General features: G+C 40.3%; 20 protein-coding genes, 1 tRNA gene and 2 pseudogenes (1 of these 23 only partly in view). 19 read left to right on the forward strand and 4 right to left on the reverse strand.

Going from position 1 to position 22,618, the window contains the following annotated elements; genetic code table 11:
* Nucleotides 1-79 precede the first annotated feature (79 nt).
* Nucleotides 80-1,312, reverse strand: a complete 1,233-nt coding sequence (locus tag DXC10_RS11665) for a Cof-type HAD-IIB family hydrolase (RefSeq protein ID WP_117737914.1) — start codon at nt 1,310-1,312, stop codon at nt 80-82.
* A gap of 215 nt (nt 1,313-1,527) precedes the next feature.
* Here DXC10_RS11665 and DXC10_RS11670 point away from each other — a divergent pair, with 215 nt between their 5' ends.
* The 8 genes and pseudogenes from DXC10_RS11670 to DXC10_RS11705 all read left to right on the forward strand — a co-directional run bounded on the left by DXC10_RS11670 (nt 1,528) and on the right by DXC10_RS11705 (nt 9,219).
* On the forward strand, nt 1,528-1,851 hold the full coding sequence (locus DXC10_RS11670) for a carboxypeptidase-like regulatory domain-containing protein (protein ID WP_187120681.1): 324 nt from the start codon (nt 1,528-1,530) through the stop codon (nt 1,849-1,851).
* Between the two features lie 349 nt (nt 1,852-2,200).
* Nucleotides 2,201-2,918: pseudogene (locus tag DXC10_RS16570) on the forward strand (hypothetical protein); the annotation flags it as partial.
* Nucleotides 2,919-3,022: 104 nt separating this feature from the next.
* The gene (locus tag DXC10_RS11680) at nt 3,023-3,199 is read left to right on the forward strand and encodes a DUF4250 domain-containing protein (RefSeq protein ID WP_117737915.1); all 177 of its coding nucleotides are present in this window, start codon (nt 3,023-3,025) and stop codon (nt 3,197-3,199) included.
* Nucleotides 3,200-3,343: 144 nt separating this feature from the next.
* Nucleotides 3,344-3,883 carry an RNA polymerase sigma factor gene (locus DXC10_RS11685; protein WP_101543181.1) on the forward strand — a complete coding sequence of 180 codons (540 nt, stop codon included), beginning with the start codon at nt 3,344-3,346 and terminating at the stop codon, nt 3,881-3,883.
* Between the two features lie 4 nt (nt 3,884-3,887).
* Entirely contained in the window at nt 3,888-4,244 is a 357-nt protein-coding gene (locus tag DXC10_RS11690; protein WP_101543182.1) for a hypothetical protein, read from the forward strand.
* Between the two features lie 23 nt (nt 4,245-4,267).
* The gene (locus DXC10_RS11695; protein WP_101543183.1) at nt 4,268-4,813 is read left to right on the forward strand and encodes a hypothetical protein; all 546 of its coding nucleotides are present in this window, start codon (nt 4,268-4,270) and stop codon (nt 4,811-4,813) included.
* Between the two features lie 84 nt (nt 4,814-4,897).
* Nucleotides 4,898-7,573 (forward strand): outer membrane beta-barrel protein, encoded by a 2,676-nt coding sequence (locus DXC10_RS11700; protein ID WP_117737916.1) that lies wholly within the window; start codon nt 4,898-4,900, stop codon nt 7,571-7,573.
* Between the two features lie 68 nt (nt 7,574-7,641).
* Nucleotides 7,642-9,219, forward strand: coding sequence for a ClC family H(+)/Cl(-) exchange transporter (locus DXC10_RS11705; RefSeq protein ID WP_101543185.1), 1,578 nt, complete (start codon nt 7,642-7,644; stop codon nt 9,217-9,219).
* On the opposite strand, the gene DXC10_RS11710 is transcribed toward DXC10_RS11705, so the two are convergent.
* Complete coding sequence (locus tag DXC10_RS11710; protein WP_101543186.1) at nt 9,216-10,583, reverse strand: TrpB-like pyridoxal phosphate-dependent enzyme; 1,368 nt, start codon at nt 10,581-10,583, stop codon at nt 9,216-9,218. The genes DXC10_RS11705 and DXC10_RS11710 overlap by 4 nt on opposite strands.
* Nucleotides 10,584-10,720: 137 nt before the next feature.
* Between DXC10_RS11710 and DXC10_RS11715 the strand changes: the two genes are divergently transcribed.
* From DXC10_RS11715 to DXC10_RS11760, 10 genes and pseudogenes are all read left to right on the forward strand, one after another.
* Nucleotides 10,721-12,550 carry a TrkH family potassium uptake protein gene (locus tag DXC10_RS11715; RefSeq protein ID WP_101543187.1) on the forward strand — a complete coding sequence of 610 codons (1,830 nt, stop codon included), beginning with the start codon at nt 10,721-10,723 and terminating at the stop codon, nt 12,548-12,550.
* Nucleotides 12,551-12,594: 44 nt separating this feature from the next.
* Entirely contained in the window at nt 12,595-13,281 is a 687-nt protein-coding gene (locus tag DXC10_RS11720; RefSeq protein ID WP_101543188.1) for a TrkA family potassium uptake protein, read from the forward strand.
* A 201-nt stretch (nt 13,282-13,482) separates the two neighbouring features.
* Nucleotides 13,483-13,639, forward strand: a pseudogene (locus DXC10_RS11725) (DNA-binding protein); the annotation flags it as partial.
* A 353-nt stretch (nt 13,640-13,992) separates the two neighbouring features.
* Nucleotides 13,993-14,094, forward strand: coding sequence for a DUF4248 domain-containing protein (locus tag DXC10_RS11730; protein WP_233519944.1), 102 nt, complete (start codon nt 13,993-13,995; stop codon nt 14,092-14,094).
* Nucleotides 14,095-14,230: 136 nt separating this feature from the next.
* A complete protein-coding gene (locus DXC10_RS11735) occupies nt 14,231-14,713 on the forward strand; it encodes a DUF4890 domain-containing protein (RefSeq protein WP_101543189.1) in 483 nt (160 codons plus the stop codon).
* A 153-nt stretch (nt 14,714-14,866) separates the two neighbouring features.
* Nucleotides 14,867-15,418 carry a DUF4738 domain-containing protein gene (locus DXC10_RS11740; RefSeq protein ID WP_101543190.1) on the forward strand — a complete coding sequence of 184 codons (552 nt, stop codon included), beginning with the start codon at nt 14,867-14,869 and terminating at the stop codon, nt 15,416-15,418.
* Nucleotides 15,419-15,482: 64 nt separating this feature from the next.
* Complete coding sequence (locus tag DXC10_RS11745) at nt 15,483-16,160, forward strand: response regulator transcription factor (protein ID WP_101543191.1); 678 nt, start codon at nt 15,483-15,485, stop codon at nt 16,158-16,160.
* Nucleotides 16,157-17,452, forward strand: a complete 1,296-nt coding sequence (locus DXC10_RS11750; RefSeq protein WP_101543192.1) for a HAMP domain-containing sensor histidine kinase — start codon at nt 16,157-16,159, stop codon at nt 17,450-17,452. Before DXC10_RS11745 ends, DXC10_RS11750 begins: the two co-directional genes overlap by 4 nt.
* 89 nt (nt 17,453-17,541) lie before the next feature.
* Nucleotides 17,542-17,982 (forward strand): PepSY-like domain-containing protein, encoded by a 441-nt coding sequence (locus tag DXC10_RS11755; protein WP_101543193.1) that lies wholly within the window; start codon nt 17,542-17,544, stop codon nt 17,980-17,982.
* A gap of 41 nt (nt 17,983-18,023) precedes the next feature.
* Nucleotides 18,024-18,521: a PepSY-like domain-containing protein gene (locus DXC10_RS11760; RefSeq protein WP_101543194.1), complete on the forward strand. Its 498-nt coding sequence runs from the start codon at nt 18,024-18,026 to the stop codon at nt 18,519-18,521.
* Between the two features lie 78 nt (nt 18,522-18,599).
* On the opposite strand, the gene DXC10_RS11765 is transcribed toward DXC10_RS11760, so the two are convergent.
* Both DXC10_RS11765 and DXC10_RS11770 read right to left on the reverse strand, forming a co-directional pair.
* A complete protein-coding gene (locus DXC10_RS11765) occupies nt 18,600-19,811 on the reverse strand; it encodes an L-serine ammonia-lyase (protein ID WP_101543195.1) in 1,212 nt (403 codons plus the stop codon).
* A 74-nt stretch (nt 19,812-19,885) separates the two neighbouring features.
* The gene (locus DXC10_RS11770; protein WP_101543196.1) at nt 19,886-22,417 is read right to left on the reverse strand and encodes an endonuclease MutS2; all 2,532 of its coding nucleotides are present in this window, start codon (nt 22,415-22,417) and stop codon (nt 19,886-19,888) included.
* Between the two features lie 133 nt (nt 22,418-22,550).
* Between DXC10_RS11770 and DXC10_RS16350 the strand changes: the two genes are divergently transcribed.
* Nucleotides 22,551-22,618 (forward strand) — tRNA-Ser (locus tag DXC10_RS16350) (it continues 62 nt past the right edge of the window).

The raw sequence follows: 22,618 nt of genomic DNA on the forward strand, positions 1-22,618 counted from the left end.
AAATATAGATTTAAGAAAACCGTCGTAGGCAAATGTTTACGACGGTTTTTTTGTAGGCATATCTATTAAAAACAATATTTTATCCTTTTTTCAATACACTGTTTACTACCCTTATGGAAGATACCAGTTTATTGGTTGAGGTAAATACATCCACATTCCATACATGTGATGAACGGCCTTTGTGTACAATAGTTCCTATGGCACGTACCGTATCGCCTTCGTGTGCAGAGGATATGTGATTACCGCTGACTTGCATTCCCACGGCGATTTCATCGGGTTGACAAATTATCATGGAACCAAGTCCTGCAACGGTTTCTGCCAATGCCAAAGTGGCACCTCCATGCAAGATACCAAAAGGTTGGCGGGTACGTTGGTCAACAGGCATGGTTGCTTCTATACGGTCTTCAGAAGCATATGTATACTGAATACCCAGGTTTCCCATTAATGCATGGCGTGCGCGTGCATTCAGTACATCAAGGGGAATCTCAGCAGCATGTACTTCTGCTAAAATCATTTTCTCAACAGCTTGTGCAACGCCGTCTTCTTCGTTTGATGCGGTAACATAGTCGGCGCAAACTTTTACAGAATCTTGCGAATGTCCCATAGCGATTCCCATACCTGCCAGTTGAAGCATTGTCACATCGCAAACCCCATCTCCAATGGCGATCACTTCTTCGCGTTTTATATTTAGTTTCTCCATTAAAGCTCCTAATGTGTTTGCTTTGTCAATTCCACAAGGTACTACTTCCAGAAAATAAAGTTCCGAACGGAAAACGTCTAATGTTCCGTTCAACTGTCTTCTCCAATGATCTTCCAGGACAATCAGTGCTTCCTCATCATTACTGACCAGCATACATTTGCAGGGGGGGAAGTCTACAGCCGTGGAAAATTCGTCTTCTTTAATTATTTTTTGGTTGTTTAGTACTGCTTCACTGATGATGTATTCATTCTCCGGAGTATCTGTTATGATAATATCATCATGGTAGGTGAAGATGGCAAAATTGTTTTTTCGCGCTTTCTTTTCCAGATAAGGTAACATTTCAGGATTGATACGTCTTTCAAACAAGATCTCTCCATTTTGTGCTTTGATTATTTGACATCCATTATAAGAAAGAATAAATCCTCCGTAATTTCCTAATTCAAGGGTTTTGGCCAATGGCATCAATCCGTAGGTCGGTCTGCCGGAAGCTAATACAATACGTACACCCATTTGCTGAACCTTTAGCAAAGCAGCCAATGTTCGGTTACTGATTTCTCTTGCGTTATTGAGAAGTGTCCCGTCTACATCGAGAACTAATAATTTGTATTTCATGACGACTCAATTGTTGGTTTATATAACAAAGTTATTAAAATGAAAGTTGTGACCGAAATTCTTTTTGAGAAAAACAATATTCTTTCTGAAAAAACTACTTAAATAGGATTGATCAACGAAGTTCGGTTGTATAACAAATACTTTTTTTGCTGATTTTATAGGGTTCTTTCCATTTCAGCGCTCATAGTAGTAGAAAACCTTTAAAATTATGCTATATGAAAAAGTTGGTAGAGTTTACTTTGGGATGTTTGCTGATACTCTTATATGTTGGAGCCACTCTATTATATGCACAGAATTCTGCGTTAAATGACTTTATTATTACAGGTGTTGTAAAAGACAAAGATAATAGGAAGAAGTTGGATAATGTAAATGTATCTGTTGTAGGAACCAATATAGGTACAATGACTAATGCGGATGGAATATTTTCTCTGAAAGTTACAGAAACCGGTATGTTCGACCGTTATGTCAGCAATATTCGTTTCAAGGATGAAACTCTTGAAGATGTGTTACGTGTTATTAATAAGGAATCTTCCTTTTGACAGATAGAAACGTCTTCTCCAGTTTTAAACAAAAAGAAACTGACAGTTGAGTTTTTTAATAATTCTCCGGAATCGGTGGCCGAACTTGTTTGTTGGACATTCGGCCTGAAGTGTATCCGCCAGGGTAATAAATTGATACTATCTCAATAGTTGGAACTGTGGTAAAGGAAAGACATATGAAACTGTATCGACTTATACTGACTTTATTTGTATTGCTTTTTATTACGGGTAACGTGAAAGCGGATGGAGATGATATGTTGGAATATATTGTTCGGTTACCTAATAGAGAATAACGGTTTATTCTCTATTAGGTAAAATATCTGAATTCGGCAGTCTCATTCCTTTGTAGGAGGTTCTCATTCGACTAGTGGAACCTCAAAAACTACTTCGTGAAATAATGGAGTCTCGGAAGAGAAACTACTTATCCGTATCGGTCTATCTGACAACTTTTTATAGGGAAGGTGTTTGTTTGAAGGATAAATTTCAGAGCTTGACAGAAGCTGTTTTTTAAGTATATAAATCTCCGGTATTGGAATCGGATGCTGTAGACCAGGTAAAACCTCTCAAAATGAGTCGGATTGATAATCGTGAAAGTACAGATAGCTTGATTGCCAAGATTAAATCAGGCGTTGAGACTTATCTACAACTCGATATTGTGAAAAATATACCTGATTTTCTTTCTTTTGAGCCGAATAGTGGTTTATATGTGTATACCTCTGGTGATATTGTATCCATCGATGACCAGATTGCTTATGTGGTTTATTTTGAATAAGGGAAGGGAATAAAAGAACCCTTGTTTTGTGGTGAGCTATATATTGATACGGAGAATAGCGCTTTGTTACAAGTACGGTTTGAAATACAACCTAAATATGTCAAAACGGTATTACGTACTTTTTCGTTTCCATCGGGGAGAACGGTTACCGACTCGTACAATTCTTGCCGATACCGATTTTTAGTATGATGAAGCTTTTTGAGAAGATTTTAATGTAATACCACTCGAAGAAGAGTTCGATAATATTATTGAAAAGATGATATTGAAGATAGAACGGACAGATGTTTTCGATTGAATTTCAAACTTATAAATATTATTAATTGATGTATCGCAAATTATATTTTCATTTTTTATTGTATTTTTGCGCCTGGTATTAGTTTAACTAAAAAGATTGGAATAATGAAATTACCTGAAGAGCCGATGATGCTGTATAGCTTCATTAACATGAAATTGCGTGATTTCTATCCTTCATTGGATGCACTTTGTGAGGATATGAATGTAGAAAGAGAAGAAATTATCCGGAAGTTGAAAACCGTGGGGTTTGAATATAATCCTGGGCGGAATAGATTTTGGTAATTATTCTGATTTTGATAAAAAAGCAGGGGCTGTGTCTTTCGTAGATGCGGCTCCTGCTTTTTTGTTAATAAACACAAAATAGGCGTTTTCGTATTTAACTTTCTGTCTTTTTATCTTTCTAAGATATAAAACATACGAAAGTAGATGATAAATGAAGATAAAGTTCGGCAAACATATATTTCTAATCGCGAACGTGGATTTAAAATGTTGATGGATTACTTTCAGGAGCCTATCTATCATTATATACGTCGTTTGGTGGTTTTGCATGAAGATGCTCAGGATGTACTGCAAGAAGTTTTTATTCAGGTATATCGTCATTGGGAACAGTTTCGTAATGAAAGTTCATTGAGTACTTGGATATACCGTATTGCAACCAATGAAAGTCTGCGGTTATTGAATAATAGAAAAAACAGGGAAACCATCTCAACGGAAGATGTTCAGGAAATGCTGATTGATCGTTTGAGGGCTTCCGATTATATAGATTATGAAAATGAATTGGTGGTGAGGTTTCAGAAGGCTTTGTTAAGGTTACCCGAGAAGCAAAGAGTGGTTTTTAACCTTCGTTATTATGATGAACTCGAGTATGAGGAGATTGCCCGGATATTGGATACTAAGGTTGATACGTTAAAAGTGAATTATCATTACGCTAAAGAGAAAATAAAAGAATACATATTAAACGGTTGAAACTATGAAAAAAGATTTTGATTTTGATGATATAGGAAAGAGGACACCATATCGTGTTCCTGAAGGATTTTTTGAAGAAATGCAGTGTAATGTGCGGAAACATACATACGGTAACCATCAGCGTAAGCGTCGTGTATGGACTATAATTTCCACCAGTATTGCTGTTGCGGCTATGTTGACCGGCTTTTTCTTTTTTCCTTCCAGGCATTGGCAAGATGCCGGAGATATTTCTGGTATGAACATACTGGAGACCGAAAATTGTACAGCGGTGACATCTACAGAAAAATGGATACGTGAAATCTCGGACGAGGAGCTGGAAGAGCTCGTCAGCTTCTCTGAAAGTGATATATTTTTAAACTAATAATGAATTTAAAGTAAGAACTTATGAAAACAAGATTTATTTATGTATTTTTGACATTCCTCATAGTGGGTAGCCAGTTCACTCTTTCTGCTCAGAACCCTAATCAGGGAAATGTGGATAAAAGACGTCATTTTACACCAGAACAGTTGATGCAGAAACAAGCTAATCAAATGATAAGAACCTTGATGTTGGATGATGCTACTGCAACTAAATTTGCACCGGTATATGAAAACTATCTGAAGGAATTACGAGATTGCCGGATGATAAATCATAAGTCGAAGCCTGTTATACAAGAAATCGGAAAAGAAGGAATAAAGCCGAAGTCCAATGCTATATTGACTGATGCTGAGGTGGAACAGCAGATAGAAGCACGTTTTGCTCAGAGTCGTAAAATTTTGGATATACGCGAGAGATATTATAAAGAGTTTCGTAAAATGTTGTCTCCTAAACAGATTATGAAGATTTATCAGACCGAAAAGAGTAATGCCAATAAGTTTAAAAAGGAGTTTGATCGTAGAAGAATGCAGATGGTGAAACAGGGGAAAGATAAGAAGAGAGAACGTAGATAAATTGACGATTTAAAGTTGGACACAAATACGTTTTTTTATCTCATTTATCGGAACATTCTGATTTGCATTGTTTTGTGCTCTGGAATGGCTGTATATGCACAGTCCGGCAAAGTTCTTTTTGCCGGACGTGTTATTGATCAGGAAACGCAGGAACCTGTTCCTTATGCTACAGTACGGTTAATGTCTTTACCGGACAGTGTATTGGTGGCAGGTATTGCAACGGATAATAACGGATATTTTAAGATTTCTATTACCCGTTCCAAAGTCCAATCTTTATTGTTGAATGTTACTTTTGTGGGATATTCCCCTTGGAATAAAGAAGTTTATTTCTCTAAAAAAACATCATTGGATATTGGTACTGTTTCACTTTCATCCGACGGCTTTTTGCTAGGCGAAACAGTGATTGTCGGTAAAGCACCGATGGCGGTTACCGAACAGGACACTACCGTTTTCAATGCTTCAGCCTATCGTACTCCTGAGGGGTCAATGCTCGAAGAACTTGTGAAACAACTTCCGGGCGGAGAAATTGATGCGGATGGTAAATTGATGATTCATGGTAAAGAAGTGAAGAAGATTTTGGTGGATGGCAAGGAATTCTTTTCTGATGATCCTAAAGTAGCCCTGAAAAATCTACCGGTAGAAATGGTGGAAAAACTGAAAGCATACGAACGTAAGTCCGATTTGGAACGTCTAACGGGAGTGGATGACGGAGAAGAAGAAATGATCCTCGATTTATCCGTAAAGAAAGGGATGAAAACCGGTTGGATGAACAATTTTATGGCAGGTGCTGGTACTAAAGAGAGATATGAAATTGCCAATACCTTGAACCGTTTTCGTGATGACTCTCAGTTGACTGTCATCGGTAATCTTAATAACACTAACAATCAAGGATTTTCCGAATTACAACAGGAATCCGCTTCGGCGAGCGGTAATGCCCGCGGACAAACCGGATTGACCAAATCTCGTTCTTTAGGTATGAATATGAGTCATGATTGGCAACATGTGAAGTTCCGTTCAAATATCCAATATAGCGGTAAAGATCATGTAGAGAATAGTCGGACTCATACAGATAATATTCTGAAACAAAATAATTCTGTCACCGAGAGCACAGGAAATAATTATTCCCAAAATAATAATGTAGTAGCTAATGTCTCTTTGGAATGGAAAATCGATTCTCTGACCACCTTGATTTTTCGTCCTCAATATCGCTATACTTCCAACGACCGTTCCGGAAGTGGCCATCAGCGGGGATTGGAGAATGATGTCCTGTTGAATGAACGAAATTCTTCTAATGAAAATTATAATTCACGTCATAATCTGACAATGATGTTACAACTGAGCCGTAAACTCAGTCGTAAAGGGCGTAATATAGCCTTAAAATTCGATTATGGTCTGAATTCTTCGGATGTGAAGCGTCAAAATTTTTCTACTACTCACTATTTTAAGAATGGCAGAAAGAAAGTAGTAAACCAGAAAATCAATACAGGTGAAGATGGCTCTAATTATCGGTTGCAACTGGTATATTCCGAGCCATTACCCTGGATGCATTTTTTGCAATTCCGATATAGCTATCAAAATCGTACTACTAATTCAGACCGTTTTGTCTATAACTGGGATAATGAGACGGAAGACTTTGTTGCTGACTATGATAGCTTGTCAAGTAATTGTTTTGAAAACCAATATAGTACCCATCTTTTCAATCTTGGTGTCCGTACCAATCGTAAAAAGTATAGCTACAATGTCGGTATTGATCTCGAACCGCAAAAGTCCGTCAGCCAGTCGTTTCTAGAGAATAAAGTACGGTATGAGATAGAGAAGAATGTTTTTAATTTCTCTCCGACAGTCAATTTTCGTTATAAACACTCGAAGCGTACTCAGTTACAAATTATTTATCGGGGTAGGAGTCGCCAGCCCAGAATTACCGATCTGCAACCTGTGGCTGATGCATCCAATCCTCTGAATATCCGTATGGGAAATCCGAATTTAAAACCTTCCTATACTAATACGTTCACTTTGAATTATCGTACTTATAATGTGAAACATCAGCGTAACATGGTACTTGCTCTTCAGGCAGAGAATGTGTTGAATAATGTCACTAATATGGTGACCTATGATGATGAGACTGGTGGGCGTATTACAAAGCCTGTCAATCAAAATGGGAACTGGAATATTTCCGGTTCTTTCTCTTTGAATACACCTGTTTTTAGTAAGAATTTATTACTTCGTAATTATTCTTTTATACGTTTTCGGAACCAGAACGGTTTTACTAATCTTTCCAAAGAAGCTCCTATTAAAAGTACCGTCAAGCATCTTACTATGCGCGAACGATTACAATTGACTTATCGTACTACTTTGTGTGAAGTGACTGCACGGGGAGAATTGGTTTGTAATAATTCTCATAATAATGTGCGTGATACCCGGACTGAGACATACGACTATCGGATAGGTGGGGATATACAATTTTACTTGCCTTGGGAATTTGAATTGTTTACCGAGGCCACTTATTTCATTCGTTCGGGGTATGGCTATGAAAGTAATAGTCGTGAGAATATCATCTGGAACTGCCAATTATCCAAGTCTTTTCTGAAGCGAAAGCAACTTTTGCTTCGATTGAAGGTTTATGATGTCTTGCGACAGGAAAATTCTTTAGTCCGTACTGTTACTGCAACAGCTATTCGTGATGCCGATTACAATTCACTAGGATCGTATGCAATGTTACACGTAATATGGCGATTAAATAGAATGGGAAAAAGAAAATAAATCTTTTACCTTAAAACTTCACTGGGGCTAAATTGTTGTAAGCACTATGCAGTAAACAAAGAGGTTTCATGAAGTTATTTCAAAAAATAAAAGGTTGGAAAACAGTTCGTGGCTGGCATATCTGGAAACTGAAATTAGTGGATGCCCGTTTGTATTTTGTCAGCATGATTGTGGGATTGCTGACTGGACTTATTGCTGTACCCTATCATTATCTCTTATTTTATCTACTGCAGATTCGCAGTGATTTTTTCGCTTCTCATCCTGTCTGGTATTGGCATATACCTTTGTTCCTGTTTTTCTGGGGAATTCTGATATTTGTATCCTGTCTGGTTAAGAGGATGCCTCTTATCAGTGGTGGAGGTATTCCGCAAACACGTGGTGCCATCAATGGACGTGTCACTTATAAACACCCGTTTATAGAAATGATATCAAAGTTTGTCGGTGGTATCCTCGCTGTTTCTGCCGGACTCTCATTGGGACGTGAAGGACCTTCCGTGCAGATTGGTTCGTATGTAGGCAGCCTTGTTTCCCGATGGACACACATTTTGACAGGAGAACGGAAACAACTTCTTGCCGCTGGGGCCGGAGCTGGGCTTGCTGCCGCTTTTTCGGCACCCCTGGCATCGTCATTGATCGTCATTGAATCTATTGAACGTTTTGATGCGCCTAAAACTGCTATAACCACTTTACTTGCAGGTGTGGTGGCAGGTGCCGTGGCGAGTCTGGTCTTTCCTGTAAACCCTTATCATCTGATAGAAGTCACCGAACCTGTAATAGCCTTCTTTGTGCAGATGAAATATTTTCTGATATTGGCAGTCATTGTTTCCATTTCAGGGAAAATCTATTCGTCGATTATGATTGCCTTCAAACGTGCATATGGTAAAACAAACACTCCGGGATACATCCGGTTACTTTATCTGATATTGGTAGCCTACATCATTTCATTGATGCAGGTAAACCTGACGGGAGGTGGCGAACAGTTTCTCTTGGCGCAGGCACAGAATGGCAGTACAGATATCATGTGGGTAATAGCTATAATGTTGTTACACTTTGGTTTCTCCGTTTTTTCCGAATCTTCGGGCCTTCCGGGTGGTAACTTTATTCCAACCTTAGTGACGGGTGGTTTAATGGGACAAGTGATAGGGTTGATAGGCGTAAAATATGGTATTATCCAATATGAAAATATAAGTTACGTCATGTTGATAAGTATGTCTGCCTTTCTGGTGGCAATTGAACGTACACCTTTAACAGCCATTGTACTGATAACCGAAATAACGGGACATTTTGAAGTGTTCTATCCTTCGGTAGTAGTGGGAGGGTTAACTTACTATTTCACGGAACTGCTTCAAATGCGTCCCTATAATGTTATTTTATACGAAGATATGATCCATGCTCCCGATTTCAAAGAAGAAGCGCGATATACCCTTTCGGTGGAAATAATGACGGATTCTTACCTGGATGGCAAACTGGTGGATGAGCTTTCCTTGCCCGAACGCTGTGTCATCATCAATGTACACCGGGATGGAAAAAATCTGGTCCCCTCAGGAACACAATTAATTCCGGGAGACCAGGTACAGATTGAAATGGATTCACAGGACATAGAGAAACTCTATGAGCCGCTTGTCAGTATGGCTAATATCTATTAGGCAAGATTACCGATTTCATCCAGATTTTTCTGGATATCATCATCGGTCAGTGAATAGTTCACCAAATCACCGGAGAGATACTTGTCATACGATGCCATGTCGATGAGTCCGTGTCCGGAGAGATTGAACAGAATTACCTTTTCTTCGCCTGTCTCCTTGCATTGGTTGGCTTCGCGGATAGCCGCCGCAATGGCATGGCAAGATTCCGGAGCCGGAATAATGCCTTCTACTTGTGCAAACAGGACACCTGCGTCAAATGATTCCAATTGCTTGATGTCCATAGCTTCCATCAATCCATCCTTCAACAACTGGGATACGATGACACCGGCACCATGATAACGCAAACCGCCCGCATGGATATTAGCGGGAGCAAAGTTATGTCCCAGTGTAAACATTGGTAACAATGGTGTATATCCGGCTTCGTCCCCGAAATCATACTGAAATTTACCACGTGTCAGCTTCGGGCAAGAGGCAGGTTCGGCAGCTACGAAACGAGTTTGCTTTCCTTCAAGGATATTGTGGCGCATAAACGGGAAGGCAATGCCGCCAAAATTGGAACCACCGCCGAAACAGGCGATAATCGTATCGGGATATTCACCTGCCATAGCCATTTGCTTTTCTGCTTCCAGTCCGATAACCGTTTGATGCAAAGTGACATGACTCAGAACTGACCCTAATGTATATTTACAGTTCGGAGTATTCTGGGCCAGTTCGATAGCTTCTGAAATGGCAGTTCCCAAAGAGCCTTGATGATTGGGATGGGCTGTCAATATATCTTTTCCCGCACGGGTAGACATAGAGGGCGAAGGGGTAACTTGTGCACCGAACGTCTGCATGATACTACGACGGTAAGGCTTTTGTTCATAACTGATTTTTACCTGATAAACGGCAGCTTCTAACCCGAAAAGACGGGCAGCGTATGCCAATGAAGCGCCCCATTGGCCGGCTCCGGTTTCGGTGGTAACGTTCGTCACTCCCTCTTGTTTACAGTAATAAGCCTGCGGGATGGCCGAATTCAACTTATGTGAACCCATCGGGCTGACACTTTCATTTTTGAAATAAATATGTGCCGGCGTGCCGAGTGCTTTTTCCAGTCCGTAGGCACGTACCAACGGGGTACTGCGATAATACTTATACATTTCGCGTACAGCCTCCGGTATCTCAATCCATGCATCCTTCTGATTTAATTCCTGTCTGCAAAGTTCTTCGGCAAAGATAGGATACATGTCTTCGGGTTTCAACGGCTGTTTGGTAGCGGGATTTAATGGCGGCATGGGTTTGTTCACCATATCGGCCTGTATATTATACCAGTAATGTGGAATTTCGTCTTCCGGAAGAATAAATCTTTTTGTCTGATTACTCATAGTGGTTAAAACATTTAAAATAATTATTGAGCCCAAATGTAACCATTATTTTTAAACCAATTTCTTTTTTCTTTTGTTTTTTGTGTATGATGATAGATTTGGCTAAGTTTGTTGCGTCTCATTAATCTAAATATCCAATGAAAATTTATCATAAATTTCTTTTATATAAGAACAAGTGGATATATCCGTACATTCGTTTGACAATGGGTGTCATTACCGCTTTGACTTATTTGGCTTCTATCCTGTTGATTGTCGGACTGGTTTATGAACATGGCTTTATGATTTCTGCTGATGAGGCCAATCAATTGCAACATCTCTATCATGGAGTATGGATCGTGTTCCTGATGGATATATCTTTACACCTTTTGTTGGAGTATAAAGATACCCGACAGACATTCAGTAAATTAACCTGGATACTGACTGTCATGCTCTACTTGACATTGATTCCTGTGATTTTTCATCGTCCGGAAGTGGAGGGGGCGGTACAGTTTATCTGGGATTTTCTGAATGGCAAGCCTTATCATCTTGTTTTATTATTGTTACTCTCTCTCCTGAACCTGTCTTACGGTCTGGTCAGATTGCTGGGACGACGTACCAATCCTTCGCTTATTCTGGCGGTCAGTTTCTTGATAATCATATTTATAGGTACGGCATTGCTGATGTTGCCCCGCTCTACCTTCAATGGCATTTCTTGGGTCGATTCTCTGTTTGTCTCTACCAGTGCGGTATGTGTCACGGGATTGGTGTCTGTAGATGTTGCTTCTACATTTACCCCTACGGGTTTTGTCATTATTATTCTGCTCATTCAGATTGGCGGTTTGGGGGTGATGACGTTGACAAGCTTTTTTGCCATGTTCTTCATGGGCAATACATCGTTGTACAATCAGTTGGTGGTGCGTGATATGGTGAGCTCCAATTCCTTGAACTCACTGCTTTCCACTTTGGTTTATATTCTTGGCTTTACACTGGTTATCGAAGGAATTGGTATGCTTGCCATTTGGGGAGACATTCATGGAACTATGGGGATGGATGTACAGGAAGAATTGGCGTTCTCCGCTTTCCATTCCATATCGGCATTCTGTAACGCCGGATTTTCCACATTACCGGGCAATCTGGGCAATCCGTTGGTGATGAACGGACATAATCCATTCTATATTTATATATCTTTCCTTATCATATTGGGCGGCATCGGTTTCCCGATATTGGTTAACTTTAAGGATATCATCCTTTATCATCTACGTCGTTTCTGGAGAGGTCTACGGACTTGGCAGTGGGACGGACGTCGTTTTTATCATTTATACAATCTGAATACACGCATAGTATTGATCGTTACTTTCTTGTTGTTGGTACTTGGTACGGTCAGTATTGCACTGTTCGAGTGGAATGCTTCTTTTGCCGGTATGTCTGTGGCTGATAAATGGACACAAGCCTTTTTTAATGCCGCTTGTCCTCGTACGGCAGGTTTCTCCAGTGTCAATTTGGCCGGTTTCAGCATACAGACCTTGATGATTTATCTATTTCTGATGTGGGTTGGTGGTGGCTCGCAGTCTACTGCCGGCGGTATCAAAGTAAATGCCTTTGCCGTTGTGGTCTTGAATTTGATAGCGGTGCTGCGCGGAACGGAGAGGGTGGAAGTATTCGGTCGAGAACTTTCTTACGACTCTATCCGCCGTTCTAATGCCACAGTAGTGATGTCATTCGGTGTACTCTTTATCTTTATATTCATCATCAGCATGTTGGAACCGAAATTCTCTTTGCTGACTATCACCTTTGAGTGTGTGTCTGCCATCAGTACCGTAGGTTCCAGCCTGAATGCCACTCCTTATTTATGCGATACCAGTAAGTTGCTTGTCGCCTTGCTGATGTTTATCGGTCGTGTGGGATTATTGACTTTGATGCTGGGTGTCATCAAGCAGAAGAAACTTACGAAGTACCGTTATCCGAGTGGACAAATCATTATCAACTAAGTTATTAAATCTTTCTCTCATCGTAATTTATAATTTGTAGTTATATGAAATATATCATTATCGGTTTAGGAAATTATGGTCATGTACTTGCCGAAGAACTCTCGGCTTTGGGACATGAAGTAATAGGTGTAGATAATAGCCCAAGTCGTGTAGACAATGTAAAGGAAAAGATAGCTACTGCCTTTGTCATTGATGCTACCGACGAACAAGCTCTTTCTGTATTGCCGTTGAATGGTGTGGATATCGTGATTGTCGCCATCGGTGAGAATTTCGGTGCTTCTATCCGTGTGGTAGCCCTGTTGAAGCAGAAAAATGTGAGGCGCATTTATGCCCGCGCCATCGATTCTGTACACCGTTCGGTACTTGAAGCCTTTGGTTTGGAGCGCATTCTTACCCCGGAGGAAGATGCTGCCCGCGGCCTGGTGCGTAAGCTGGAGTTTGGTGCGGATATTGAAACCTTCCGTGTATCTCCCACCTATTACGTCTTGAAATTTAATGTTCCCGAGAAATTTGTGGGCTATACGGTGAATGAACTGAATTTGGACCAGGATTTTCATCTGAAACTACTTGCCTTGAAACGAGCCGAAACCTTGAAAAACTGTCTTGGCATCTCCTTTACCGAGCATGATGTAGTGAATGTTTTGCCGGAAGATGATCAAATTCAGGTCGGTGACCAGTTGGTGTGCTATGGACGTTACCGGGACTTCCAGAAGTTCTGGAAAGCGTTGTGATAAACCTTCTTCGAATTAAGCTGATTTTATTGTTTTTCCTGTGGAAGATTAATATCTTTGTTGCCTAATGCTAAATCGTTCTTCCATGGTGGAACGAAACTTTCTCCATGACAGAACTATTTAGTGTTAGGTATCTTTTCCTTTAGCCATCAGGGAGCAGAATACTGAAAATGACGGTGGCAGAATTAAACTTCAGAAATAATGAGTGCTTATTACGACCTTTTTGAGAGACCTGATATTCTCCAGATCAATGGCAACAATCCCTTTATGCCCGTTTTATACCGAAGGAACCATCGGTGAAAAAGAATTTATAGACCGTGTTTATCTATTTAACGGAATCAGTCGCAGCATACTCGATGAATATTAACAGAAAAATCCCTACATCAATCGAGTATTCCCACATCATGGAGTGCAGCTACAAACAGGTTATTCTTGATTTCGATGTTAACCTCCAAAGCTAATCATTTTTCAACTTTACACACTCTATATCATACAAACTGAGCAGGACGTTATTACTGAGGAAACTTTTTTTCATTCTTTTATTTACCAGCAGTTTATCTGTTATCTTTTATCCTCCGATAATCTCCATTTAAAGCACCATGTCGTTTTTGCCTGTTGTATTTTTATATTGTGATCACAAGGAAGCAGGTTTTGCTAACATGCAATGGTCACTAAAATAGGTATGGCGCCACGCGGGGTGGGGTGATGAAGATGGTGTTAGATGCTTTGATCGATACAGGATATAACGTCAGGATACGAACTTTTATGCCAAAACAGGTGGAAATTATCGTGCATTTTTTGGATGAACCTTAATAAATGAATTTACTCTGTTGTTTTATGTTAAAGCGGGAAGTTTGATTAAACTTCTCGCTTTTCTTTTTGTCATAAATATGTTGCAACATAATAATTATAATTGATATAATGTATTAATTTAAAAAGGAATAGAATAATGAAAAAGATAATTTTATTATTGGTAACTGCTTTCTTGATGGGTGGTATGGCGATGGCACAGCAAGTTCGCCGTGGTGACAAAATGCCTGATCCAAAAACTCGTGCCGAACGTATGACTGAACGCATGGTAAAAGAATATTCTTTAAATGATACGCAGAAGAAACAGTTACAGGAAGCCAATCTTGCGTTGATGGAGAAAATGGGTAACATGTCGATGTCTCGTAGGCCGGATATGGGACGGGGGGACAACAACAAGTCTGGCAAGAAAGAAGGTAGAAGACCTCAGATGACCGATGAAGAACGTACAAAGATGAAGACGGAAATGGAGAAAAATCGTAAAGAAATGGAAACAGCCCGTACTGCTTATGATACACAGTTACAAAAGATAATGACTAAAGACCAATATGCTGCTTATACAAAAAATATGAAGGATAGACAGGCCAAGATGGAATCTGGAAGAAAAAATTCCAGAAGAAAATGAGTTTTTAGGATAACATAATGAAGTAAAGGGGGGGACGAAGGTAAGTAGTATAGACTTTTGTCACCCCCCTTTTGTCGTTTTTGCTTCATTTTCCCTTGTATTTTTCACGCTCTTTTCGTTTCTTTGTCCCTGTTAATTTCTAAAAATGAACGAATGAGAACAATGGTTTATGTGTTGGCTTGTGTGATGGCTGTGTTGTTTGCGGCTTGTTCTTCTCAAAAGAAGAATGAAAAAGACGATATGAAAGTCTTGATGCAAGACAGTACGGAAATTAATGGTCCAGAACGTATGCAGGTGTCTGATACGAAGGTGGCAATTACCTATAAAGGAAAAGAATATCATTCTTCTGTAGTGCGCCGTCCGGATGAGAACCTGCCTATTGTAAAAAATGACCAGGGTGAGAAGTTTATAGATAATCGAATTACCCTGCGTATCACTTGTGCCGGTAAGCAGATTGTAGATAAGGTATTTACGAAAGAGAGTTTTGCTTCGCTGGTAGATGCTAAATTTATGAAATATGCCATTTTGGAAGGATTGGTTTATGATAAGGTTACTCCACAAGGCTTTGTATATGCGGCTAGTATTTGCTATCCGCAGTCAGATTTATATGTTCCTCTCAGACTGACTGTTACTGTTGATGGTAAAATATCTATGGCAAAGGAGGAGTTAATGCAAGAATTATACGAAACCGACAGTATTAATTAGATTTATACTCCCTCTCTTTTTGTTTTCCAGATTGTTTCCAGTTTTTTGACTTATCTTTGCCAATATGAAAATCTTGATTGTAGAAGATGAACAGGATTTACGGGAAACTATCCGTACCTCGCTCTTGAAAGAAAAGTTTGTCGTAGAGACTGCCGCCGATTATTTTTCGGCATTGGATAAGATAAACGACTACGATTACGACTGTATTCTGTTGGATATTATGTTGCCTGGTGGAAACGGTCTTGATTTGCTACGTGAACTGAAACGTCTTCATCGCAGTGATAGTGTGCTTATTATTTCTGCCAAAGACTCTTTGGATGACAAAGTGGACGGGTTGGAGTTGGGAGCTGACGATTATCTTACTAAACCTTTTCATCTGGCAGAACTGAATGCTCGTGTGAAGTCTCTGATACGGCGTAGGCAAGTGCAAGGTGACTTAACGGTGACTGTCGGAAATCTGTTGCTTTATCCTGATAAGCGTCAGGCTGAAGTTAAAGGAACTCCTTTACAGTTAAATCGCAAAGAGTTTGATCTGTTATATTATTTCGTTGTTAATCCCAACCGGGTTATTAATAAAATGAGCCTTGCTGAGACGGTATGGGGTGATAATATTGATCAGGCAGACTCTCTGGATTTTATTTATTCACAAGTGAAAAATTTGCGCAAGAAACTGAAACAGGCCGGTGCTACCGTGGAACTGAAAGCTGTTTATGGTTTCGGCTATAAACTATCCGAAGTATGAAGTTGGTATATTACACGTATCGTAAACTTTCGTTGCTTTTATTTTTGCTGATGGCGATATGGGGGATATTATTTTATTATACCATCATGGACGAAGTGGTTGATGAAACCGATGATACTTTGGAAAACTATGCCAGGATATTGATAAATAACGCACTCAATGATCCTTCAGTACTTGAAACACAGGGAACATTGATGTCTTTCTACAAATTCCGTCCTATATCCGAAGAAGAAGGTATTCATTATAGAGAAGTTTTTTACGATTCTACGGTTTATGTTGAACTTGAGGATGAAGATGAACCGGTACGGGTCATGAGAACTGCCTTTCGTATGCCCGGAGGGCAGTTTTATGAGTTGGAACTGATGATTTCTATTTTGGAACGGGATGATATGGTTGAAGCTATGTTATGGTATCTCGGAGTTCTCTTTCTGTTATTTTTGATTTGTACTTCCATTGGTATACAGTTGGTGTTGAAGAGTGTATTTCGCCCGTTGCACAGATTATTGGATTGGTTACATGGCATTCAGCCGGGTAAGGAAGTACCACTGTTAGATAATCCGACGAAAATACGGGAGTTTCGTGAATTGAGTGTTGCAGCTGTGGATATGGGTAATCGTAGTTATAAAGCATATGAGGAGCAAAAGCAATTTATTGAGAATGCTTCGCATGAGTTACAGACTCCGCTTGCTATTGTTCGTGGAAAAGTAGAATTATTGGCAGAGAATGAAGAGCTTTCAGAACAACAGATGAAGGAGTTGGATGATATCTATAATACATTGGGTAGGGCAATAAAACTTAATAAATCTTTGCTGTTGCTTTCTCGTATCGAAAACGGACAATATACCGAAATGGAGGATGTTTCCATTGATGAGATACTTGATAACTTGTTACCGGACTTGGTGGATATATACGAGCATAAACAAGTTCATCTTGTACGCGAACGAGGAACGCAACCTTTTATGGTTCGTTGTAATCATTCTTTGGCTCAGATTTTGGTATCCAATTTAGTGAAAAATTCGTTGCTTCACAATCGTGAGAAGGGAGAATTACGGATTTTGACAACTTCCGATTCTTTGTGGATAAAGAATACAGGAGATGTGCCTTTGGACGGTGAGAAACTGTTTAGACGTTTTTATCGTGTTGCAGAGGGGAAGAAAGATTCTACCGGTCTTGGGCTTGCTATTGCACGTTCTATTGCTTGTTCTGCTTCTTTGAAGCTTACTTATGAATGGAACGAAGGAATGCACTGTTTCCTTCTTGTTAAAGATATTGAAAAATATCGTAAACTCTGATTATTCCCAAATCTTTCCTAATTCTTTGTCGTTATTTGCAGTGTGAATGATACGCATATTATTTAGTAACACTTTAAAAAATAACGATTATGAAGAAAATTTTATCTATGATTGTACTGGCTCTTGCGGCTGTTCAATTTGCATTTGCAGGAGATGTTATCACACAGGATGTCAAACAACTACCGTTGACTGCACGTAATTTTATCAACCAGTACTTCTCTAAACCGCAGGTTTCGCATATCAAGATTGAGACGAATATTCTGCAATCCAAGAAGTATGAAGTTTTATTGACTGACCGTACAGAGATTGATTTTGACAGTAATGGCAACTGGACTGAGGTTGATTGTAAAAAGGTTGCTGTGCCCGGAGCATTAATTCCTGTTTCCGTGAAAGAATACGTAAAGACTAATTTCCCGCAGGAAATTATCACGAAGATAGAACGTGGACGTAATGGTGTAGAAGTTGAGTTGGGTAACGACTATTCTTTGAAGTTTAATAATAAAGGAAAATTCGTCAGTATGGACGACTAATATGAATGAACTTTATGTCTAATCTCAATTAAATAAGGAAAATGAAAACAAAGATTCAATTATTAGCTATGATGTTTGTTGCTGTACTGGCATTCAGTGCGTGCGATGATGATGATGATAAGAATGATGGTATTCCTGTACCGGAATCTATTTCGAATGCTCTGAAGGCAAAATATCCCAATGCTACCGATATAGATTGGGAAAAGAAAGATGTTTATTTTGTTGCCGATTGTTGGGCAGATGGCAAAGAACTTGATGTGTGGTTTGATGTTAATGCCACTTGGAAGTTGACCGAAATCTCTATTGGGTGGAATGATCTTCCGGCAACTGTACAGACAGGTTTCAATGGTAGTGAATTTGCTATTTGGAAACGAGAGGATATTGATATGCTTGAATATCCGTTACAACCTATTCAGTACGTTATCGAGGTAGAGAATGGTAAAACTGAATATCAGTTATTTTTCTCGGAAGAGGGTAACCTGATGAAAAGTATTGATGTGACGGGGAAAGATGATACACATTGGCCGGTAACGGAATAGTTGTTTAATGATAATGGATAGTTAGATTGTGCTGTGCACCGCATGGTAGTTATCAACTATCCATTATCAATTAAATAATTACATCGGTTTATAATCTTTTGCCAACCCTCCCTCACTCGTTTCTTTATATAGGGACGGCAGGTCATTCCCTGTCTCTTTCATTACTTCGACTACTTTATCGAATGATACGCGGTGCATGCCGTCTGTAAAAGAAGAATATAAGTTAGCATCTAGAGCGCGTGCGGCGGCGTAGGCATTTCGTTCGATACATGGTATTTGTACCAATCCGCACACAGGATCACAGGTCATACCTAAATGATGTTCCAATCCCATTTCGGCGGCATATTCTATTTGTGCCGGACTACCACCGAATAATTGGTTGGCTGCTGCTGAGGCCATGGCACATGCTACACCTACTTCCCCCTGACAACCAACTTCCGCTCCTGATATAGAAGCATTCGTTTTTACTATGTTTCCTACCAATCCGGCAGTTGCCAGCGCGCGGAGAATACGCATGTCACTAAATTCACGACTCTTTGCCAGATGGTACAGTACGGCGGGCATTACACCACACGAACCACAAGTGGGAGCTGTAACGATGACACCTCCCGAAGCATTCTCTTCACTTACGGCAAGTGCATAAGAAAAGACCAGTCCACGCGACTGAAGAGAAGATTTGTATCCACTGGCACGTATATAATAGGTAGAAGCTTTGCGTCGTAGGTTCAACGGACCGGGTAATACGCCTTCTTGTTCCAATCCGCGTTTTACAGCAGATTGCATGGTTTTCCATACTTCTTGTAAATAATCCCATATATCACTGTTCTCACATTCCTTGACGTATTCCCAGTAACTTTTGCCGGTACGTTCACACCATTGTAAGATTTCAGTCATGTGGTTCATATCGTATACATCGGGAGTGTTGACGGAGGAAGCTCCGTCGTTTTCCTCAGCCAATGCACCACCACCAACGCTGAATACTGTCCATTGGTCGGTTTCTTTTCCTTCGGAATTTACTGAAACAAATTTCATTCCATTAGGATGAAAGGGGAGAAAAATTTTGGGTTCCCATATAATTTCCACCGGAGCTGCCGGTTGCAAGGTTTCAGTGATGGCAATATTCGTCATGTGCCCTTTTCCGGTAGCTGCAAGACTACCATATAATGTAACTTTGAATGCTGCGGCCTCAGGATGTCTTTCCAAAAATATTTCGGCAGCCTTGCGTGGACCCATCGTGTGGCTACTTGATGGACCTGTACCGATGCGATAAAGTTCTTTGATTGATTTCATATATATTTACGATTTAAAGATTTACGATTAAAATTGTTTTTATTATTTCATTTCAAATTTTCCCCTTTTTCGCTTTAACTAAAGTCTACTACTGTGATACCTGCACCTCCGAATTGTATGTGTTCATCGGCAAAATGGCGCACTCCGGGAACAGTCTGCAAATATTGGCGGATAAGAGTACGTAGAATTCCCGTACCCGTTCCGTGTAGAATACGAACGCGGGACATTCCGACAAGAATGGCATCATCTATAAAGTAGGTTATTGCCTGTAATGCTTCATCCCCACGCATGCCACGTACATCAATATCTTGCTTAAAATGCAGTTTCTTTTCGTACATGCTATCTTGCGTCTGACTACTGATAAAGGTGTTTTTGGCAGAGGCATTTGCCTGTTTAGGTTGCGCGTTGGTACGTTCCAGTCTATCCAGTTTGACGGTAGTCTTGATGCTTCCAAAAGCTACAATCGCATTTTTCCCATTTATTTCCATTACCTCACCAATCGAAGTTTGCCCTTTTATTTTGACACTACAACCGGGGATAATCGCAGCCAAGCGTTCGGCTTCCTTACGTGCTTGCTTTTCAGCCAATGCTTCTGTTGATAACTCTTTCTCTTTGTTTGTTTTCTTTTCTTTTTTCCGGTTCTGTTTTTCTTTCAGTTTCTCCATTTTGCGGGCTAACTTTTCCTCTTGCTCTTTACTGGCAAGATCTTCCATAGATTTACGGAAATCGGTCAGTTCTTGACGTACCTGACGGGTCTTTTCCTTTTCAGCTTGTGCTTCTTTAATGGTACGGATGGTATTTTCAATGCGGGCATTTGCGTTCTGTATCAGCTGTTCGGCTTCTTCTTTGGCTTTTCTCAGAATTTCCTTACGGGATTTCTGCAGCTCCTCCATTTCTTCCTGATAGCGGGCGATGGTTTCTTCCATGTGCTTTTCACGCTGACGGATTGTTTGGCGTTTACCTTCCCAATAGCGTTTGTCGCGCACAATATCTTGCAGATATTTGTCTGCATTGATGTATTCACTACCCACGATTTCAGAAGCATCTGCAATGACATCTTCCGGCAAACCGATTTTACGGGCAATCTCCACAGCGAACGAGCTACCCGGATTACCTATTTGGAGTTGGAATAAAGCTTGCATTAGATGACGATCGTATAACATGGCACCGTTTACTACTCCTTCATGGTCTTCGGCAAAATGCTTCAGATTTTGGTAGTGAGTAGTGATGACACCGAAAGTCTGTTTTTCGTTGAAACGTTTTAGAACAGCTTCTGCAATGGCACCACCGATTTGCGGTTCTGTTCCACCGCCAAATTCGTCAATCAAGATGAGACTGCGCTCATTGCAGCTCTTCATCATGATTTTCATATTGGTAAGATGTGAAGAATAGGTACTGAGATCATCCTCGATGGATTGTTCGTCGCCTATATCTATAAAGATACTACTGAATATGCCGGTATGACTACGTTCGTGCATAGGAATGAGTAACCCGCACTGCAACATATATTGCAACAAACCGACTGTTTTTAGACAGACCGACTTACCGCCGGCATTAGGGCCGGAGATAATAAGGATACGTTGCTTCCCGTGCAATTCTATATCCAGTGGTACCACCTTTTTACCATGTTTGGCTAGGGAGAGTTGCAGCAGGGGATGTACGGCCATAGTCCAGTCCAGTACCTGCCTGTTTTCAAAAGCTGGCTTTATGCCTGTAATCTGTTCGGCAAGCAGTGCTTTGGCACGTATAAAATCTATCTCGGCAAGAAACTCGTAAGATAATAATACATCGGGAATGAATGGACGCAATTGATTGGAAAATTCCATCAGGATACGGATTATTTCCCGTCGTTCGTCTCCTTCTAGTTCACGGATACGATTGTTGGCTTCCACCACTTCGGCAGGCTCTATGAATACGGTTTTTCCACTGGCCGACTCATCGTGTACTATACCTTTTATCTTTCTTTTCAAAGCCGGAGCTACAGGAATAACCAGACGCCCGTCACGCATGGTGGGAGTGACGTCTTTGTCTACAACACCTTCTGACTGCGCACTACGTAATATGCTGTTCAAAGAACGTGATATACTTCCCATCGTACTTGCCAGTTCTCTACGGATGCGTGCCAATTCGGTAGAAGCGTTATCCTTAATTTTCCCATATGGAGACAGGATGCCGTTAACTCTTCCAATGAGTTGTGGGAATACAGTAATATCTCCTGCCAGACGTTTCAGACGAGGATAGGGAGAAGCGCTTTCTTCCTCCGTGTCATCATTCTTTTGTAGAAAACGTACAATGTCGCGTATCGTTTCTAATGAACGTCGCAGATCGAAAAGTTCTTGTTCGTCCAGATACATTCCTTCTACTCGTATCCGCTTCAATGATGGGCGAACGTCGAAGAAATATTGTGCGGGGAAGTTGTCTTCCTCTCTGAGTATACGAACGAACTCCGTGACTTGTTCCAGAAGTTCCTCTACTTCACTAAAACGATCGGAGAATGTCATATCAGTCACACGTTCTTCACCAAGTGTGCTGAGACATTTCTCCTTCAGCAATTGACGTATCTGATCGAAACCTATCTTTTGTTCAAAATTTTGCGGGTATATCATGGGCATAGCCTATATATTATGTGGCAAAAGTACAATTAATTCGCGAAAAAAGAGAAAGTATGTTTGCAGAATTAAAAATGATTTGTACCTTTGCACCGCTTTCAACGGAAAGCCTTCTTGAGAAGGAAGTTTTGGAGAGGTGGCAGAGTGGTCGATTGCGGCGGTCTTGAAAACCGTTGTGCTGCGAGGCACCCGGGGTTC

Origin of the sequence: Bacteroides sp. OM08-11, from assembly GCF_003438665.1 — a bacterium.
Taxonomy (GTDB): Bacteria; Bacteroidota; Bacteroidia; order Bacteroidales; family Bacteroidaceae; genus Bacteroides; species Bacteroides cutis.

Excerpts from the sequence above, each read along its gene's own strand:
- DXC10_RS11720 (WP_101543188.1), top strand. The coding sequence starts at position 12,595 with ATGAAATATATCATTATCGGTTTAGGAAATTATGGTCATGTACTTGCC.
- DXC10_RS11665 (WP_117737914.1), bottom strand. The coding sequence starts at position 1,312 with ATGAAATACAAATTATTAGTTCTCGATGTAGACGGGACACTTCTCAAT.
- DXC10_RS11670 (WP_187120681.1), top strand. The coding sequence starts at position 1,528 with ATGAAAAAGTTGGTAGAGTTTACTTTGGGATGTTTGCTGATACTCTTA.
- DXC10_RS11700 (WP_117737916.1), top strand. The coding sequence starts at position 4,898 with ATGGCTGTATATGCACAGTCCGGCAAAGTTCTTTTTGCCGGACGTGTT.
- DXC10_RS11685 (WP_101543181.1), top strand. The coding sequence starts at position 3,344 with ATGATAAATGAAGATAAAGTTCGGCAAACATATATTTCTAATCGCGAA.
- DXC10_RS11745 (WP_101543191.1), top strand. The coding sequence starts at position 15,483 with ATGAAAATCTTGATTGTAGAAGATGAACAGGATTTACGGGAAACTATC.
- DXC10_RS11765 (WP_101543195.1), bottom strand. The coding sequence starts at position 19,811 with ATGAAATCAATCAAAGAACTTTATCGCATCGGTACAGGTCCATCAAGT.
- DXC10_RS11770 (WP_101543196.1), bottom strand. The coding sequence starts at position 22,417 with ATGATATACCCGCAAAATTTTGAACAAAAGATAGGTTTCGATCAGATA.
- DXC10_RS11695 (WP_101543183.1), top strand. The coding sequence starts at position 4,268 with ATGAAAACAAGATTTATTTATGTATTTTTGACATTCCTCATAGTGGGT.
- DXC10_RS11750 (WP_101543192.1), top strand. The coding sequence starts at position 16,157 with ATGAAGTTGGTATATTACACGTATCGTAAACTTTCGTTGCTTTTATTT.
- DXC10_RS11705 (WP_101543185.1), top strand. The coding sequence starts at position 7,642 with ATGAAGTTATTTCAAAAAATAAAAGGTTGGAAAACAGTTCGTGGCTGG.
- DXC10_RS11710 (WP_101543186.1), bottom strand. The coding sequence starts at position 10,583 with ATGAGTAATCAGACAAAAAGATTTATTCTTCCGGAAGACGAAATTCCA.
- DXC10_RS11680 (WP_117737915.1), top strand. The coding sequence starts at position 3,023 with ATGAAATTACCTGAAGAGCCGATGATGCTGTATAGCTTCATTAACATG.
- DXC10_RS11740 (WP_101543190.1), top strand. The coding sequence starts at position 14,867 with ATGAGAACAATGGTTTATGTGTTGGCTTGTGTGATGGCTGTGTTGTTT.
- DXC10_RS11735 (WP_101543189.1), top strand. The coding sequence starts at position 14,231 with ATGAAAAAGATAATTTTATTATTGGTAACTGCTTTCTTGATGGGTGGT.
- DXC10_RS11715 (WP_101543187.1), top strand. The coding sequence starts at position 10,721 with ATGAAAATTTATCATAAATTTCTTTTATATAAGAACAAGTGGATATAT.
- DXC10_RS11730 (WP_233519944.1), top strand. The coding sequence starts at position 13,993 with ATGGTGTTAGATGCTTTGATCGATACAGGATATAACGTCAGGATACGA.
- DXC10_RS11760 (WP_101543194.1), top strand. The coding sequence starts at position 18,024 with ATGAAAACAAAGATTCAATTATTAGCTATGATGTTTGTTGCTGTACTG.
- DXC10_RS11755 (WP_101543193.1), top strand. The coding sequence starts at position 17,542 with ATGAAGAAAATTTTATCTATGATTGTACTGGCTCTTGCGGCTGTTCAA.
- DXC10_RS11690 (WP_101543182.1), top strand. The coding sequence starts at position 3,888 with ATGAAAAAAGATTTTGATTTTGATGATATAGGAAAGAGGACACCATAT.